Source organism: Micromonospora sp. B006 (assembly GCF_003408515.1).
GTDB lineage: Bacteria > Actinomycetota > Actinomycetes > Mycobacteriales > Micromonosporaceae > Micromonospora > Micromonospora echinospora_A.
In genome coordinates, this window is sequence record NZ_CP030865.1 from 2,990,594 (window position 1) to 3,007,343 (window position 16,750).

Sequence of the window (16,750 nt, forward strand, 5' to 3'; positions counted from 1 at the left end):
GTCTCCCCCGACTCACGACGAGGTGTGTGCATATGAAACGGAAGTGGGCACTGCTCCCGGCGGCTCTGGCCGCCACGCTGGTTCTCTCCGCCTGCGGCGGCGGCTCCGACGACGACGCCGGCGGCGAGGGCAAGGAGGCGAAGCTGACCCTGGCCATCGCCTCGGCCGTCATCGGCCCGAAGGAGGAGGTGGCCGTCTACGCGGTCGCCAAGGAACTCGGCTACTTCGCCGAGGAGAAGCTGACCGTCGACACGATCAACACCGACGGCTCGGTCGCCGCCCTCCAGGCGGTCGCCTCCGGCAGCGGCGACATCACCCCGGCCGACGCCGGCTCGGTGCTCGGCGCGGCGGAGAAGAGCGTGCCGGTCAAGGCCGTCGGCGGCCTGGTGCAGAACTGGCCGTGGGTGATGGCGGTCAAGCCCGACTCCCCGATCACCGGCGGCGCGGACCTGCGCGGCAAGAAGATCGGCGTGATCAGCCTGGCCTCCGGCTCGGCCCCGTACGCCCGCGCCTACGTCAAGGCGGCCGGGCTGGACCCGGCCAAGGACGTCGAGCTGCTGCCGGTGGGCGTCGGCGCCCAGGCCGCCGCCGCCCTCAACGACGGCAAGGTCGACATGCTGGCGCTCTACACCCAGGCGTACGCGGTCATCGAGAACGCCGGCACCCAGCTGAAGTACCTGACCAACCCGGACGTGTTCACCGGCATCCGGTCGCTCACCTTCAGCGTCGGCGCCCGTGACTTCGACGCCAAGAAGGACTCGTACGAGCGGTTCCTGCGCGCGGCGTACAAGGCGATGCTCTTCTCGGCCAAGAACCCCGAGGCCGCCATGAAGATCGGCTACAAGGTCTTCCCGCAGATCCTCGCCGGCAAGTCCGCCGACGAGCGGCTCAAGGCGGACACCGAGAGCCTCGCCGCCTGGCTGAAGACGGCCACCCCGGCCAGCGGCGAGCCGGAGCAGTTCGGTGACTGGGGCGCGATCAGCGACGACGAGTGGGCGAAGACCCAGGCGTACACCAAGGAGGCCGGCCAGATCTCCGGTGACGTCGACATGAAGAAGCTCTGGGACCCGAGCCTGCTCTCCGGCGCGAACAACTTCGACAAGGCCGCGGTGCTCAGCAAGGCCGCGAACTACACCGCCTAGGCAGCGGACAGCGGAAGGGATTTCGATGGCCATCAAGGCGACGGCCCGCCGGGCGCAGACGCAGGCTCCGGCATCGGTGTCGGAAGACTCCTGGATCGAGATCGACGGGCTGGACAAGGAGTACCGGCCCCGGAAGTCGGCACCGACGCAGGCGTTGAGCGACATCAACCTGACGGTACGTCGCGGCGAGTTCATCTCGGTCGTGGGACCGTCCGGGTGCGGCAAGACCACTTTGCTGAAGATCCTCGCCGGGCTCAGCCCGAAGACCGGCGGCGCGGTACGGATCGCCGGGCGGGACGTGACGAAGCCCCTTCCCGAGGTCGGGATGGTGTTCCAGGCACCGACGCTGCTGCCCTGGCGCACCATCTTCGACAACGTGATGGTGCCGGCGGAGATCCAGCGACTGGATCCCCGCCGGCACCGGGAACGCGCGCAGCAACTGCTCGAGATGGTCGGTCTCAACGGCTTCGAGCAGAAGTACCCGCACGAGCTCAGCGGCGGCATGCAGCAGCGGGCCGGCATCTGCCGCGCGCTCGTGCACGACCCGGCGGTGCTGCTGATGGACGAGCCGTTCGGCGCGCTCGACGCGATGACCCGCGAGTACATGAACGTGGAGCTGCTGCGCATCTGGCAGGAGAGCAACCAGACGATCGTGCTGGTCACGCACTCCATCCCGGAGGCGGTCTTCCTCTCCGACCGGGTGGTCGTGCTCAGCCCCCGTCCGGGCCGCATCGCGGAGGTCCTGGACATCGACCTGGAGCGGCCGCGTGACCTCGGCATCATGTCGTCCGACCGGGCCGGGGTCTACGTGGAACGGATCCGCCGACACTTCAACGCCGCCGGCGTAATCGACTGACGAGGGACAGCCATGGCAACAAGCAACCTGGTCCGCAAGCCGGCCCAGCCACCGGCACCGTCCGCCCGGCCCGCCCGGCGCAAGTTCGACCTGCGGGAGAAGCCCCAGCTCTGGCTGGTCCCGACGGTCTTCGTCGTGGTCGTGCTGGCCTGGGAGTACGGCGTCCAGCTCCTCGGCGTGGACGAGTACGTCCTGCCGCTGCCGTCGAGCGTGGTCGAGTCGCTGTGGCAGCAGCTCGGCGACGACCAGTTCTGGGGTCACTTCTGGGTGACCACGCAGGAGGCGCTGCTCGGGTTCGTGATCGGCGTCGGCGCCGCCCTGGTGCTCGGCACGTTCATCTCCCAGATCAAGATCGTCGAAGCCACCCTGATGCCGTACATCGTGGCCTTCCAGACCGTGCCGAAGGTCGCCCTGGCGCCGCTGTTCGTGGTCTGGTTCGGTTTCGGCCTGACCAGCAAGGTGGTCATGGCCGCGGTGATCTCGTTCTTCCCGATGCTGGTGAACGTCATCGAGGGTCTGCGCGCGGCCGACGCCGACAAGATCCAGATGCTGACGGTGTTCGGCGCGAGCAAGGCGCAGATCTTCCGGATGGTGCGGCTGCCCAGCGCGCTGCCGTTCATCTTCGCCGGCCTGGACATCGGCATCGTCTTCGCCATCCTCGGCGCGGTGGTCGGCGAGTTCATCGGCGCCAAGGAGGGTCTGGGCTACCTGCTGCTGCAGACGAACTACAACTTCGACATCGCCGGCATGTTCGCCGTGCTCGTGGTGCTGTCGGTGATGGGTCTGGTGGCGCACTTCGTGATCCGGCTGCTGCAGAAGCGGCTGGCCTTCTGGGCCGAGGACACGAAGGTGATCGGCGCGTGACGGAAGTTGACGGGACCACCGTCACGTGTTGGGGGCACCGGTCGGGCGTGCGAAACGCCCGCCCGGCCGGTGGCCGGACCGGAAAGGCAGGACACGAGACATGAACACCGACCCGAACCGGTTCGACGGCCGGGTGGCAGTGGTGACCGGGGCAGCCCGCGGCATCGGCGCCCGCATCGCCGCGACGCTCGCCCAGCGCGGAGCCACCGTGGCCCAGGCCGACCTGCTCGACGACTGGGCCGAGGCCGAACTGTCCGGCGGCCCGCACACCCGGCACCGGGTGGACATCCGGTCGGCCGGCTCCTGCGCCGCTCTGGTCGACGAGGTCCTGGACCGGCACGGCCGCCTGGACCTGCTGGTCAACAACGCCGGGATCGTCCGGCGCGGGCCCGCGGCCACAATGTCCGAGCAGGACTTCACCGACGTCCTGGACGTCAACCTCACCGGCACGTTCCGGATGTGCCAGGCCGCGTACCCGGCGCTGCGGCAGACAGGCGGCGCGGTGGTGAACCTCGGCTCCACGAACGGGCACATCGCGGTGCTGAACACGCTCGGCTACTGCGTGAGCAAGGCCGGCGTGATGCACATGGCGCGCGTGCTGGCCCTGGAGTGGGCGCCCGACCGGATCCGGGTCAACGCCGTCGGACCGACCATCGTGCCCACCGACATGACCTCCGACGTCCGCGGCGACGAGGCGTACCTCGCGGACAAGATGGCGAGCATCCCGCTGGGCCGGATGGCGCAGTCGCAGGACGTCGCCAACGCGGTCGCCTATCTGCTGAGCGACGCCGCCGCCATGACCACCGGGCAGACGATCTTCGTCGACGGCGGCGTCACCATCCACTGACTTTCCCCCTCTCCGACCCCTTCTGTGAGGACCACCATGCCCAAACCGGATACCGCGGCCGCTCTTGCGGCCGTCGACGCGCACTTCGACGAGTTCGTCGAGGAGCTCCAGCAGCTGTGCCGCATCCGCAGCCGCCGCCAGGAGCCGGAGCAGATGGAGGCCACCGCCGAGTTCATCGCCGGGTCGGTCCGCCGCTGGGGCGGCGAGGCCGAGATCATCCCGTGGGAGCAGTCGTACCCGTACGTGCTGGCCGAGGTGGCCGGCGAGGGCGACAAGGCGCTGCTGCACTTCACGCACTACGACGTGGAGGTCGAGCCGGCCGGTGACGACGCCGAATGGATCAGCCCGCCGTACGCGGCGGAGATCCACGACGGCCGGCTCTACGCCCGGGGCGTGGCCGACGACAAGGGCGTCATCATGTCCCGCATCCACGCGGCGGCGGCCTGGAAGCTGGCGGGGCTCACCCCGCCGGTGACCAACCGGATCATCTTCGAGGGCAAGAAGTGGCTGCACAGCCCGGGCCTGGGCTCGTTCGTGCAGGCGCACGCCGACCGCCTCGCCAGCGACGCGGCGCTGTGGGAGAACTCCTGGCTCGACGGCGAGGACCGGCTGCTGCTCAAGCTCGCCGAGAAGGGCGTGCTCTACCTGCGGCTCACCGCGCAGACCCTGCCGCGCGACCTGACCAGCCAGAACACCGCGCTGCTGCCGGCCGCCACGGCGCGCCTGGCCGCCGCCCTGGCGCAGCTGCAGCGGCCCGACGGCACCGTGACGATCCCCGGCTTCGCCGACGATGCCCGGCCGCCGACGGACGAGGAGCGGGCGCTGCTGGAGAAGGTGGAGTTCGCCGGGGACTTCCTGCGCGAGCGGGCCCAGGTCGAGCGGTTCACCGGCGACCTGGACGACCAGGCCGCGGCCGTGGCCATCCGGACCGTACCGACGCTGACCGTGGCCGGTATCGCCGGTGGCGACATGCGTGACGACGTGACGCTGGGCATCCCGTCGACCGCCTCGGCGAAGCTGGAGATCCGGCTGGTGCCGGGCCAGGACCCGGAGCGCGTCCTCGGCTGCGTACGCGACCACCTGGCGGCGACCGGCTTCGGTGACCTGCGCATCGAGGTGATGGCGACCAGCCGGCCCAACCTCACCGACCACCGGGACCCGTTCGTCGCGCTCGTCGCGGACGCGGCCCGCCGGGTGTACGGGACCGAGCCGGTGATCGAGCCGTACACGCAGTGGATCGGCAACCAGGGCGTGATCGCCGATCGGCCCATCGTCGGCGTCGGCGTCTCCCGGGCCGACTCCGGCGTGGACGGCCCGAACGAGAACATCCGGCTGGACGACTACAAGGCCGGCATCAAGCACGTCATCGAGGTCATGGCGGCGCTGGCGGTGGCCGAGTGACCCGGGCCCGCGGCGTGGCCCGCCGCGCCTACGTCGACGTGCCGTGGGGTCAGGTGCACTACCGGTACGGCGGCGACGCCGACGCCCCGGTGCTGCTGATCCTGCACCAGTCCCCGCTCTCCTCGGCCACCTACGACGCGGTGATCGAGCCGCTGGCCCGCCGCGGCCTGCGGGTGATCGCCCCGGACACGCCGGGCTTCGGGATGTCCGACGCGCCGCCGCGCCCGTGGTCCATCCCGGAGTACGCGGCCGGGGTGTGGCAGTTCGCCGACGCCCTCGGCCTTTCCAAGGTGCACCTGCTCGGGCAGCACACCGGCGCGATCGTCGGCGCGCAGGCGCTGATGTCGGCGCCGGAGCGGGTGCACCGGCTGATCCTGCAGGGCATCCCGCTCTACGACGAGCAGGAGCGGGCGGAGAAGAAGCGGTCGTACGCGCCCGGCTACGTGCCGGACCGCGACGGCGGGCACCTGAAGGTGATCTGGGACCGGGTGTACGGCCTGTACCCGGCGCTGACCCCGGAGGAGGCGAACCGCCAGGTCACCGAGTACCTGCTGACCGGTCCGGACTACGCCACCGCGTACCGGGCGGTGTTCGACCACCACGTCGACACGGCCGCCCTGGACGCGCTGCCCATCGTGCTGCTGCACGGCGGCGACGACCTGCTGGACCGGATGACGCCGCAGGTGCGGGCCGCGCTGCCCAGCGCCGAACTGGTCACCGTTCCCGGCGGCACCGACTTCGTGGCCGACGAGCAGCCGGAGGCGTTCGCCGACGCGGTCGCCGCGCAGGTGCACGCCGACCTGGGACGGGAGGTGCCGGCATGAGCGTCGGCACCCCGGCGTCCGAGGCGAAGGTCGTACCGGCGAACACCGTCTACACCGCGACCGTGGAGGTGTCCGGCGGCCGGGGCGGCAGCGCCCGGTCGCTGACCGGGTCGCTGCGGGTCGACCTGACCCGTCCCGCCCAGCGGGGCCCGGACGCGCCCGGCACCGATCCGGAGGAGCTGTTCGCCGCCGGCTACGCGGCCTGCTTCCACAGCGCGCTCGCCGTCGCCGCCCGCCAGGCCGGCGTGCGGCCCGGTCCGACGACTGTCACCGCCTCGGTCTCCCTCGGGCAGACCGACGACGGCCGGTACGCGATCGCCGTGGTGCTGGACGTGTCCGCGCCGCAGTGCCCGCAGGCCGACCTGGAGCGCGCGGTGGAGCTGGCCGACCGGATGTGTCCGTACTCGAACGCCCTGCGGGGCAACACCGCGGTGGCGATCCGGGTCGATGGACACCGCTGACCTGACCCGGCCCGCGGCGGTCCGCCACCCGGCGGATCCGCCGCGGCCCGCCGGCCCGATGGCCCTGGCCGCCGGGCTCGGCGCGGTCTACCTGATCTGGGGCTCGACCTACCTGGGCAACCGGATGGCCCTGGACAGCATTCCGCCGCTGGTGGCCACCTCGGCCCGGTTCCTGGCCGCGGCGCTGCTGCTGTTCGCGGTGGCGGCGCTGTGGCGGGGACCGGCGGGGCTGCTGCTGCCCCGGCGGCAGTGGACCGGGGTGGGGGCCAGCGGGCTGCTGATGGTCGGCGCGGGCAGCGCGCTGCTCGCGCTGGGCCAGCAGTACGTGCCGACGGGTCTGACGTCGCTGCTGGTGGCGGGGATGCCGCTGTGGGTGCTGGTGCTGCGGCTGGTGGTCGGTCCGCGGCCGTCCTCGCTGGCGGTCGTGGGCGTGCTCGGCGGCGTGGTCGGACTGGCGCTGCTGTTCGCGGTGCCGACGCAGGGGTGGCACCTCGGCGGGATGCTGCTGGTGGTGCTCTCCACGATGGTGTGGGCGCTGGGCTCGACGTTGTCGCAGCGGCTGCGCATGCCGGCGGACCACCTGGTCGGCACCGGCTGGCAGATGCTCGTGGGCGGCCTCGCGGTGGCGGTGGCCAGCGTGGCCAGCGGTGAGCTGGGAGGGTTCCGCCTGTCCGAGGTGACGGGCCGGTCCTGGCTGGCGTGGACCTACCTGATGCTCGTGTCCACGGTGGTCGGCTTCAGCGTCTACACCTGGCTGCTGCGCAACGCGCCGATCCAGCTCGCGTCCACCTACGCGTACGTCAACCCGGTGGTGGCGGTCCTGCTCGGCATGATGGTGCTGGATGAATCGTTGTCCGGACGCCAGGTGCTCGCCGGCGCCGTGGTGCTCGCCTCGGTGGCGCTGGTCATCGCGCGGGAGCGACCCCGGCAGGCGGACGGCCTGCCACCCGGGAAGACGCCCGTCGCGCCCGCCTGACGCCCGGCCGTCCCGCCCAACGTCGACAGTGGAGGAGATAAGATGATCACCACAGCGGTTGTCGAGAGCGCCGCCGCCGGACGCACCCGCTCCGGCCTCGGACGCGCCCTCGACATCGTCAACATCATCGCCGAACGGGCCCCGGAGACCCTCGGTGTGTCGACGATCGCGCGGGAGCTGGGACTGCCGAAGGCGGTCGCGCACCGGATCCTCAAGGAACTGGTGGCCGACAGCTTCCTCACCTTCAACGAGGAGACCAAGCGGTACCGGCTGGGCAGCGGCGCGCTGGCGGTGGGACTTGCCGCGCTGCGCGCGCTGGACGTGCCGGACATCGCACGCCGGTACCTGGTCCGGCTGGTGCGCGACACCGGCGAGACCGCGACGCTGTCGGTGCGGCAGGGCTGGACCCGCGTCTACATCGACCAGGTGCTCTCGCCGCACGAGGTACGCATGTCGGTGTCCCTGGGCACCAGCCACGCCCTGCACTCCGGGTCGTCGTCGAAGGCGATCCTCGCGGCGCTGCCGGACGCGGAGGTCGAGGACTACCTCGACCATCACCCGCTGGACGCGGTCACGTCGGCCACCATCACCTCCACCGCGAAGCTGCGGTCCGAGCTGGGCCGGGTCCGCCGCCTGGGGTACGCGGTGAGCATGGGCGAGCGGCAGAACGGCGCGGGCAGCGTGGCCGCGCCGGTGCGCTACGCGACCGGGCAGGTGTTCGGCTCGATCTCGCTGTGCGGGCCGCAGAACCGGTTCACCCCGGAGGTGTGCGCCGCGCACGGGGCGCTCGTCGCCGCGGCGGCGGCGGAGATATCCGCCGAACTGGGTTTCCGGCCGCCGGCGCAGCGTGCCGCCGGCCGAACGGGTCAGGAACAGAACTGGGGAGGTGGAACAGGTGAGTGACGGACCGCTGACGGGCCTGCGCGTGCTGGACGTCTCGACGATTCTCGCCGGACCGCTGTGCTGTCAGATCCTCGGCGACTACGGCGCCGACGTGGTGAAGATCGAGCACCCGACCATGGGTGACAGCATGCGTGGCCACGGCAAGACAAAGGACGGCCATCCCCTGTGGTGGAAGGAGATCTCCCGCAACAAGCGGCTGATCGGGCTGAACCTGTCCGCGCCGGACGGCGCGGCGCTGCTGCTGCGGCTGGCCGAGCGGGCCGACGTGCTGGTGGAGAACTTCCGCCCGGGCACGCTGGAGCGCTGGGGCATCGGCCCGGACGAGCTGCACCGGGTCAACCCCGGCCTGGTGATCGCCCGGATCACCGGTTTCGGGCAGACCGGCCCGTACGCCTCCCGCGCCGGGTTCGGCACGCTGGCCGAGGCGATGAGCGGCTTCGCCCACCTGACCGGCACGGCGGACGGCCCGCCCACGCTGCCCGCGTTCGGGCTGGCCGACAGCATCTGCGGCATCGCCACCTCGTCCGCGGTGATGATGGCGCTGTGGCACCGGGAGCGCTCCGGCGGCCGGGGCCAGGTCATCGACATGAGCCTGCTGGAGCCGATCATGACCGCGGTCGGCCCGGGTCCCACCGTCTACGACCAGCTCGGCGTGGTGGAGCAGCGGCAGGGCAACCGGTCGACGAACAACGCGCCCCGCAACACGTACCGGACCAAGGACGACTCGTGGGTAGCCATCTCCACCAGTGCCCAGGCGATCGCCGAGCGGGTCATGCGGCTGGTGGGCCACCCGGAGGTGATCGACGAGCCGTGGTTCCGCACCGGCGTCGGCCGGGTGGCGCACGCGGACCTGCTCGACGAGTACGTCGGGTCGTGGATCGGTGAGCGGACCCGCGACGAGGTGGCCGCGGCCTTCGCCGAGGCCGGCGCCGCTGTGGCCCCGGTCTACAGCGCCAAGGACATCGTCGAGGACCCGCACGTGCAGGCCACCAAGATGATCACGAAGGTCGACGACCCGGATCTGGGCACGATGCGGATGCACAACGTCATGTGGCGGATGTCGGAGACGCCGGGCCGGATCCGCTTCACCGGCCGCTCCCCCGGCGCCGACACCGACGCCCTGCTCGTCGAGGAGCTCGGCTGCGATCCGGCCGAGATCGCCGACCTGAAAGCCCGTGGCGTCGTCGCCTGACGACGCCGACAGCCGAAACGCGAGGAACCCCGTGGGCACCACTGCCAGAACCGCCGACCGCCTGCTCGACGCCGTGCAGGCCGGCGTCACGATCTACGACCTGGGCCGGCGGCTGACCGTCGGCATGCCGCAGTCACCGAACCACCCGGCGTTCGGGCTCACCCTGCCGCGCCGGCACGGTGACATGGTGCGTGCCGACGGCGGCTCCGCCGCCAACGACCTGCTGGTCATGGGCACGCACGTCGGCACGCACGTCGACGCCCTCGCGCACGTGTCCCAGGACGGCCGGCTGCACGGCGGCGCCGACGCCGCCGCGGCGCAGGTCGGCGGCCGGTTCGACGAGCTGGGCGTGCACACCGTCGCGCCGATGGTCCGCCGCGGCGTGCTGCTGGACGTGCCCGCCGCCCTGGGCCTGGACAGCTGCGAGGCCGGCTACGAGATCACCCCGGCCGACCTGGACGCCACAGTGTCCCGGCAGGGCACGCCGGTGGGCGCGGGCGACGTGGTGCTCATCCGCAGCGGCTGGGGCCGGCTGTTCGATCACGAGGACCGCAACCAGTACATCGGCAAGGACTCCGGCGTACCGGGGATCGGCGCGGACGGCGCCACCTGGCTGGCGCAGCGGGGCGTGCACGCCGCCGGCGCGGACACCATCGCCTTCGAGTGCCTGCCGCCGGGCAAGGGCCACAGCACGCTGCCGGCGCACCGGATCCTGCTGGTGGAGCACGGCATCTACCTGATCGAGACGATGGCGCTGGAGGAGCTGGCCCGCGACGGGGTGCACGAGTTCACCTTCGTCCTGGCCCCGCTGCCGCTGTACGGCGCCACCGGCTCCCCGGTGCGTCCGCTGGCGGTGGTCAGCCATGGCTGAGCCGACCCTGGGCCAGCACCTGGCCGCCTTCGCCGCCGACACCTCCGCCGCGACGCTGCCCGACGAGGTGGTCGCCAGCGTCCGGGCCCGCGTGCTGGACGTGCTCGGGCTCTGCGTGGCGGCGCAGCCGCTGCCGACCAGCCAGGCCGCGCTGGCGTACGTCGCCGAGCAGGGCGGCCGTGGCCAGGCCACCGCCGTCGGCGTGGACGAGAAGGTCCCGGCCGCGCTGGCCGCGTTCGCCAACGGCGTGCTGGCGCACTCGCTCGACTACGACGACACGCACCTGCCGTCGGTGCTGCACCCCAGCGCCACAGTGGTGCCGGCCGCGCTCGCCGCCGCCGAGATGTCCGGCGCCTCCGGGCAGGAGACGGTGGCCGCCATCGCGGTGGGCCTGGAGGCGTGCGTACGCCTCGGCATGGCCGGCTACGACCCGGCGGCCGGCAACTCGGTCTTCTTCGAGCACGGCCAGCACGCCACCTCGATCTGCGGCACGCTGGGCGGGGCGGTGGCCGCGGCCCGGCTGCTGAAGCTGGACGCGGGCGGCACGCTCGACGCGCTCGGGGTGTCCGCCTCGATGGCGGCCGGGCTGATCGAGTCCAACCGCAACGGCGGCACCGTCAAGCGGATCCACTGCGGCTGGGCCGCGCACGCGGCGGTCAGCGCCGCACAGCTGGCCCGGCACGGCGTGACCGGACCGCCGACCGTGCTGGAGGGGCGCTTCGGCTTCTTCCAGGCGTTCCTGCGCGGCGAGTTCGACGGCGCCGAGATCGTCCGCGGGCTCGGCTCCGAGTGGGCGGTTCCCGGCATCTTCTTCAAGCCGTACCCGGCGAACCACTTCACCCACGCCGCCATCGACGCGGCGATCGCGCTGCGCGAACGCGGGCTGCCGCTGGACGAGATCGAGTCGATCACGCTCGGCGTGCCCACGCCGACGGTGCGCACCATCGGCCAGCCTATCGAACGCAAGCGCGCTCCGCAGACCGGCTACGAGGCGCAGTTCAGCGGCCCGTACGCGGTCGCCGCCGGCCTGGTCGGCGGCGGCGGTCTCGGCGTGGAGCTGGCCGACTTCACCGACGCCCTGGCGCACGACCCGCAGCGGCGGGCGCTGATGGCGCTGATCGACGTGGTGGCCGACGAGCGGTGCGACAAGATCTTCCCGCACCAGTTCCCGGCGGTCCTGCGCATCGTCACCCGGGACGGACGTGAGTGGGTGCAGGAGGTCCTGGCCAACCGGGGCGGCCCGCAGCGTCCGCTGAGCGACGCCGAGCTGGCGGTCAAGTTCCGCACCAACGCCGCTGCCCTGCCCGAGGCCACCGCCGCCCGCATCGCCGACGAGGTCCACCGGCTCGACCAGGCCCCCGACGTCCACGGCCTGATGGGCCTGATCAACCGCCGCTGAACCGAGCACGAGGAGCAACACCATGAGCACCTACGACCTGCTGTTGACAAACGTCCGCGTCGTCCGGCACGACCGGCCCGAACCCGAGCTGATGGACATCGGCGTCACCGACGGTCGGATCAGCCGGATCGCTCCGCGCATCGACGCCGCCGGGGCCGCCCAGGTCGTCGACGGCGGCGGCCGGCTCGCCTTCCCCGGCGTGGTCGACGCCCACCAGCACTGGGGCATCTACAACCCGCTGAGCGAGGACGCCGTCTCGGAGAGCCGCGCCTCGGTGCAGGGCGGCGTCACCACGGCGCTGAACTACATGCGCACCGGGCAGTACTACCTCAACCGCGGCGGCCGGTACGCGGACTTCTTCCCCGAGGTCCTGGCCGCGACCGAGGGCCGCTCCTACATCGACTACGGCTTCCACCTGGCGCCGATGTCGCGCGAGCACATCGACGAGGTGCCGTCGCTGGTGGAGGAGCACGGGGTCACCTCGTTCAAGATCTTCATGTTCTACGGCAGCCACGGCCTGCACGGCCGGTCCGCCGACCAGAACTCGTTCCTGATGATCCCGGAGGGCGAGCGGTACGACTACGCCCACTTCGAGTTCGTGATGCGGGGCGTCCAGGCGGCCCGGGAGCGTTTCCCCGAGCTGGCCGACGAGATCTCGCTGTCGCTGCACTGCGAGACCGCCGAGATCATGAGCGCGTACACCAAGCAGGTCGAGCAGGACGGCACGCTGCGCGGGCTGGAGGCGTACCACGCGTCGCGGCCGCCGCACTCCGAGGGACTGGCCGTGTCGATCGCGTCGTACCTGGCGCACGAGACCGGGCTGCCGAAGATCAACCTGCTGCACCTGACCTCGGAGAAGGCGGTCGACGCGGCGCTGCGGATGGCGCGGGCGTTCCCGCACATCGACTTCCGCCGCGAGGTGACCATCGGTCACCTGGTTGCCGACATCGACACCGCGCACGGCCTGGGCGGCAAGGTCAACCCGCCGCTGCGCCCGCGCGCCGACGTCGAGGCGCTCTGGGGGTACCTCCTGGACGGCAAGATCGACTGGGTGGTCAGCGACCACGCCTGCTGCAAGGACGAGGTCAAGTTCGGTGAGCCGCGCGACGACATCTTCGTCGCCAAGTCCGGTTTCGGCGGCGCCGAGTACCTGCTGCCCGGCCTGGTCACCGAGGGCAACCGGCGCGGCCTGTCGTACCAGCGGGTGGCGGAGCTGACCTCGTGGAACCCGGCGCAGCGCTTCGGCCTGCGCAACAAGGGCGCGCTGGCGCAGGGCTACGACGCCGACATCTGCCTGGTCGACCCGAACTCGACCTGGACGGTGCGCGCGGAGGACTCCGAGTCGACGCAGGAGTACACGCCGTTCGAGGGCTTCGAGCTGACCGCCCGGGTCACCGACACCTTCGTCCGCGGGCAGCACGTGCTCGTCGACGGCAAGGTCGCCGGCGAGCCGGCCGGCCGCTACCTCGCCCGCCCGCAGCGGTAGGGGGACGACTGATGGCGGCGGTGGCGCGCAGCTACCTGTACGTGCCGGGCGACCGGGCGGACCTGCTGGACAAGGCGGCCGGGCGGGGCGCGGACGCGCTCGTGCTCGACCTGGAGGACGCGGTCACGCCGGCCCGCAAGGCGCAGGCCCGGGAGACGGTCGCCGGGTTCCTGGGCGCCGCCGCCCCGTCCGGACCCGAGCTGTGGGTGCGGATCAACAGCGACCAGGTCGAGGCGGACGTCGAGGTGCTCTCGAACGCGGCGGCCGGGGTCTGGGTGCCGAAGGCCGAGCCGGAGCTGCTCGCGGAGGTCGACGCCGCGCTGACCCGGGTGCAGCGGCGGCTCGGCCCGGACGCCCCGGCGTTCCGGGTCGTGGCGCTGATCGAGACGGCCCGGGGCGTGCTCACCGCGCCGCAGGTGGCCGCCGCGCCGCGGGTGCTGCGGCTCGGCCTCGGCGAGGCGGACCTCGCCGGTGAGCTGGGGTTGCAGCCGGGGCCGGACCGGGCGGAGTTCGCGCCGATCCGCTCCCAGATCGTCGTCGCGTCGGCCGCGGCCGGGATCGCCCCGCCGGTGGGGCCGGTCGAGACGACGCTGCGCGACCCGGAACGGCTGGAGCGGACCACCCGGGCGCTGCTGCGGCAGGGCTTCCGGGCCCGCAGCGCCATCCACCCCGGGCAGATCGCGACGATCAACGAGGTGTTCACCCCCACCGAGGCCGAGGTGGCCTCGGCGCGGGCCGTGCTGGAGGCGCTGGAGCGGGCCGAACGCGGCGGCTCCGGGGTGGCCACCGACGCCGACGGGCGGCTGCTGGACCGGGCGGTGGTGCGCGCCGCCGCCGAGGTGGTGCGCCGCGCCGAGGCGTCCGCCGGCTGAACCACGTCCGGGCCGGGGACCGTCTGCGGGTGCGACGCCGCCGGTCCCCGGCCCGGCGCGCGTCCGGCGCAGGTGCGCCGCAGGTTCTGCCCCGGCGTCGAGAACGGACCGGGCGGGGCGCCCCACCGCACCCCGCCCGGTCCGTTCTGCGCGCCCGGCCCGTTCAGACCACGGCGGGCTGGACCTCGGTGGCCATGGCGAGCGAGCCGAGCAGCGCGGCGTCCTGCGCGAAGTCCGACAGCACGATCTCCGGCGGGTACGGCAGCGTCCGGGTGAGCCGTTCGGTCAGCAGCGCCCGCACCAGGTCGTTGCCCGCGACGCTGCCGACCAGCACGATCCGCTGCGGATCGAGCAGCAGGCAGCACGTCACCAGTTGGCGGGCCAGCTCGTCGACGCGCAGGCGGAGCTGGTCACGGACCGGGCCGGGCTGCTCCGCGGCCGCGCACAGGCCGGCCGCGCGGCCGTCCACGCCCAGCCGCTGCGCCAGCTCGTCCAGGGCCCGGCCGGAGAACGTCGCCTCCAGCATCGGTTCCAACCGGGGCGGCCAGCTGTTGTCGGTCAGCCCGTACGCGATCTCGCCGGAGGCGCCGTGGCGGCCCGGCAGCACCTCGCCGTTGACGGTGACCGCCGCCGCCACCCCGGTCCCGAGCCCGACGACGAGTCCCGGATCGGCGTCGCGCAGCGCCCCGAGCCGCAGCTCGGCGTAGGCGGCGGCCTTCAGGTCGTTGGTGACCCGCACGTGCGCCAGGCTCAGGTGGGCGCGGACCGCGTCGGCCAGGCGCAGCTGCTCCCAGCCGGGCACGTTCGGCGCCAGTTCGATGCCGTCGTCGTGGACCACGCCGGGCGAGGCGATGCCGGCCGCGACGATCGTGCCGCCGGTCTGCTCGGCGAGTTCGCGGGCCCGGTCCAGCGCCCGGGTGAGGGCCTGCTGCGCGCCCTGCTCGGCATTGGTGGGCAGGCGCTCGGAGACGAGCAGCCGGCCGTCGACGTCGCCCACGCCGATGGCCATCTTGGTGCCGCCGAAGTCGATGCCGAGCAGGCGCGGATTTGCCGGTCGTTCCATGGTGATGTCAGATCGCCCTTCGGGCCGTCGGTCCAGATCACGTGGTCGCCGCGACACGACGTCCGCGACCACGGCCAGCTGCGTCTGTCGCCCCGTCACGGGCCTACCCTCGCGGCGACCGCCTCGGCGAGAGCCGTGTCGGCACGGGTCAGCCGCTCGCGCAACCCCTGCGCCCGCTCCTGCACCGCGTCGAGCATTGTAGACAGTCGCCCGACCTGGTCCCGGACGGCCGCCTCGCCGGGGCCGTCGGCCTGGGCGCGGCGCAGCACGAGTTCGGGGCGGACCGCGGCGGCCAGCAGATCCCGCACCGCGGCGTCGTCGAGCGTCAGACCGAGCTCGGTGGCGGTGGACCGGACCAGCTCCCCGGTCCAGGTGGCGGGCGCGCCGCCGCGTACCAGGCGGCCGAGCAGCGAGTGGGCGCCCCGGAACGGCACGCCGTGGCGGGCCAGCGCGTCGGCCGCGGCGGTGGTGGTGGCGCCCGAGGCGACGATCTCCTCGCCCGACGGCGGGCGCAGCGGGTCCAGCTTCGCGATCAGGCCGCCGAGCAGCGAGAAGAACCGGTACGCCCGGTCGTCGCCGTCCCAGAGCCGGGCCTGCACGTCAGTGGTGGCGTTGTTGGAGTCCTCCCACCAGGCGGCGCCGACGTTGTTCAGCACGCTCGCCGCGTCGGCCGCCGCGGCGCCGGCCATCGAGACGAGGTGCTCCAGCACCACCGGGTTGCGCTTCTGCGGCATGATGCTGCTGCCCTGGGTGAACTCGCCGGGCGTGACCACCCAGCCCCAGCTCAGCCAGTCCATCAGCGTGCGGGCCAGCCGGGCGCCAGTGGCGAGCGACTGCGCGTTGAGCGTGGCGACCCGGACCAGGTGGTCCGCGCCGGCCACGGCCTCGTACGAGTTGACGATCAGCTGGTCGAAGCCGAGCAGGTCCGCGAGCCGGCGGGGCGAGATGTCCAGGTCGGTGCCGGCGAAGGCGCAGGAGCCCAGCGGCGACCGGTTCATCTCGTCCAGCAGGTCGGCGTACGCGGCCGCCTCGCCCGCCAGCGCCTCGGCGTAGCCGGCGAAGACGTGCCCGATGCTCGTCGGCTGGGCCGGGCGGCGGTGCGTGTAGCCGGTGACCACCACGTCGGCGTGCCGGTCCGCGCGGTCCAGCACGGTCCGGCCGGTGGCCAGCAGCGCGTCGAGCACCTGGAGCAGCTGCTCGCGCAGCACCATCCGGAAGACGCCCGCGTCGAGGTCGTTGCGGCTGCGCGCGAGCTGCACGCTGAGCTGCGACACCTCGACGCCGGCCGCGGCGGCGAGGCGCTTCTCCAGCGTGTAGTACACGTCCTCGACGCTGCCGTCGTACTCCAGTTCCCCGGGCCGGTCACCGGCGAGGGCGACCAGGCCGCGCAGCATCGTCGCGGCGGCCTCGTCGGAGATCAGTCCCTGCTCGGCGAGCATGACGACGTGGGCCTTGCTGGCCGTGACCATCGCCGGATAGAGGTTTGCGACGTGGTGCTCGAACACCACGCGGAGGTGGTGCTGTTGATAGACGGTCAGTGACGGGGTCATGGTGGCCTCCCGAGGTGGTGCGTTGTCGTGCGGCGTACCGCGC

16 protein-coding genes are annotated in these 16,750 nt (G+C 72.7%); 14 read left to right on the plus strand and 2 right to left on the minus strand.

Annotated features, from left to right (window positions below; genetic code table 11):
* Positions 1-32: 32 nt before the first annotated feature.
* The 14 genes from MicB006_RS14160 (at position 33) to MicB006_RS14225 (ending at position 14,094) form a co-directional block, all read left to right on the plus strand.
* Positions 33-1,142 (plus strand): ABC transporter substrate-binding protein, encoded by a 1,110-nt coding sequence (locus MicB006_RS14160; protein WP_116506649.1) that lies wholly within the window; start codon positions 33-35, stop codon positions 1,140-1,142.
* 25 nt (positions 1,143-1,167) lie between these two features.
* Positions 1,168-1,998 carry an ABC transporter ATP-binding protein gene (locus MicB006_RS14165; protein WP_116506651.1) on the plus strand — a complete coding sequence of 277 codons (831 nt, stop codon included), beginning with the start codon at positions 1,168-1,170 and terminating at the stop codon, positions 1,996-1,998.
* Positions 1,999-2,010: 12 nt separating this feature from the next.
* Positions 2,011-2,862 carry an ABC transporter permease gene (locus MicB006_RS14170; RefSeq protein WP_073827992.1) on the plus strand — a complete coding sequence of 284 codons (852 nt, stop codon included), beginning with the start codon at positions 2,011-2,013 and terminating at the stop codon, positions 2,860-2,862.
* Positions 2,863-2,962: 100 nt separating this feature from the next.
* Positions 2,963-3,709: an SDR family NAD(P)-dependent oxidoreductase gene (locus MicB006_RS14175; protein ID WP_116506653.1), complete on the plus strand. Its 747-nt coding sequence runs from the start codon at positions 2,963-2,965 to the stop codon at positions 3,707-3,709.
* A 36-nt stretch (positions 3,710-3,745) separates the two neighbouring features.
* Complete coding sequence (locus MicB006_RS14180) at positions 3,746-5,110, plus strand: M20/M25/M40 family metallo-hydrolase (protein WP_073827990.1); 1,365 nt, start codon at positions 3,746-3,748, stop codon at positions 5,108-5,110.
* Positions 5,107-5,934 carry an alpha/beta fold hydrolase gene (locus MicB006_RS14185; RefSeq protein WP_116506654.1) on the plus strand — a complete coding sequence of 276 codons (828 nt, stop codon included), beginning with the start codon at positions 5,107-5,109 and terminating at the stop codon, positions 5,932-5,934. The genes MicB006_RS14180 and MicB006_RS14185 overlap by 4 nt, the downstream gene beginning before the upstream one ends.
* Positions 5,931-6,395: an Ohr family peroxiredoxin gene (locus tag MicB006_RS14190; protein ID WP_116506656.1), complete on the plus strand. Its 465-nt coding sequence runs from the start codon at positions 5,931-5,933 to the stop codon at positions 6,393-6,395. Before MicB006_RS14185 ends, MicB006_RS14190 begins: the two co-directional genes overlap by 4 nt.
* The gene (locus MicB006_RS14195; protein WP_116506658.1) at positions 6,382-7,371 is read left to right on the plus strand and encodes an EamA family transporter; all 990 of its coding nucleotides are present in this window, start codon (positions 6,382-6,384) and stop codon (positions 7,369-7,371) included. The genes MicB006_RS14190 and MicB006_RS14195 overlap by 14 nt, the downstream gene beginning before the upstream one ends.
* A 42-nt stretch (positions 7,372-7,413) precedes the next feature.
* Entirely contained in the window at positions 7,414-8,274 is an 861-nt protein-coding gene (locus MicB006_RS14200; RefSeq protein ID WP_116506660.1) for an IclR family transcriptional regulator, read from the plus strand.
* Positions 8,267-9,466, plus strand: coding sequence for a CaiB/BaiF CoA-transferase family protein (locus tag MicB006_RS14205; RefSeq protein WP_116506662.1), 1,200 nt, complete (start codon positions 8,267-8,269; stop codon positions 9,464-9,466). Before MicB006_RS14200 ends, MicB006_RS14205 begins: the two co-directional genes overlap by 8 nt.
* Before the next feature lie 31 nt (positions 9,467-9,497).
* Complete coding sequence (locus MicB006_RS14210; RefSeq protein WP_116506664.1) at positions 9,498-10,337, plus strand: cyclase family protein; 840 nt, start codon at positions 9,498-9,500, stop codon at positions 10,335-10,337.
* Entirely contained in the window at positions 10,330-11,736 is a 1,407-nt protein-coding gene (locus tag MicB006_RS14215) for an MmgE/PrpD family protein (protein ID WP_116506666.1), read from the plus strand. Before MicB006_RS14210 ends, MicB006_RS14215 begins: the two co-directional genes overlap by 8 nt.
* 22 nt (positions 11,737-11,758) lie before the next feature.
* Positions 11,759-13,222, plus strand: a complete 1,464-nt coding sequence (locus tag MicB006_RS14220; RefSeq protein WP_116506668.1) for a dihydroorotase family protein — start codon at positions 11,759-11,761, stop codon at positions 13,220-13,222.
* An 11-nt stretch (positions 13,223-13,233) separates the two neighbouring features.
* Positions 13,234-14,094, plus strand: coding sequence for a CoA ester lyase (locus tag MicB006_RS14225; RefSeq protein WP_116506670.1), 861 nt, complete (start codon positions 13,234-13,236; stop codon positions 14,092-14,094).
* A 163-nt stretch (positions 14,095-14,257) separates the two neighbouring features.
* Here the strand turns inward: MicB006_RS14225 and MicB006_RS14230 are convergent, their stop codons facing one another.
* Together MicB006_RS14230 and MicB006_RS14235 are read right to left on the minus strand one after the other, a co-directional pair.
* A complete protein-coding gene (locus MicB006_RS14230; RefSeq protein WP_073827980.1) occupies positions 14,258-15,157 on the minus strand; it encodes an ROK family protein in 900 nt (299 codons plus the stop codon).
* Between the two features lie 95 nt (positions 15,158-15,252).
* A complete protein-coding gene (locus MicB006_RS14235) occupies positions 15,253-16,707 on the minus strand; it encodes an argininosuccinate lyase (RefSeq protein WP_116511429.1) in 1,455 nt (484 codons plus the stop codon).
* Positions 16,708-16,750 lie beyond the last annotated feature (43 nt).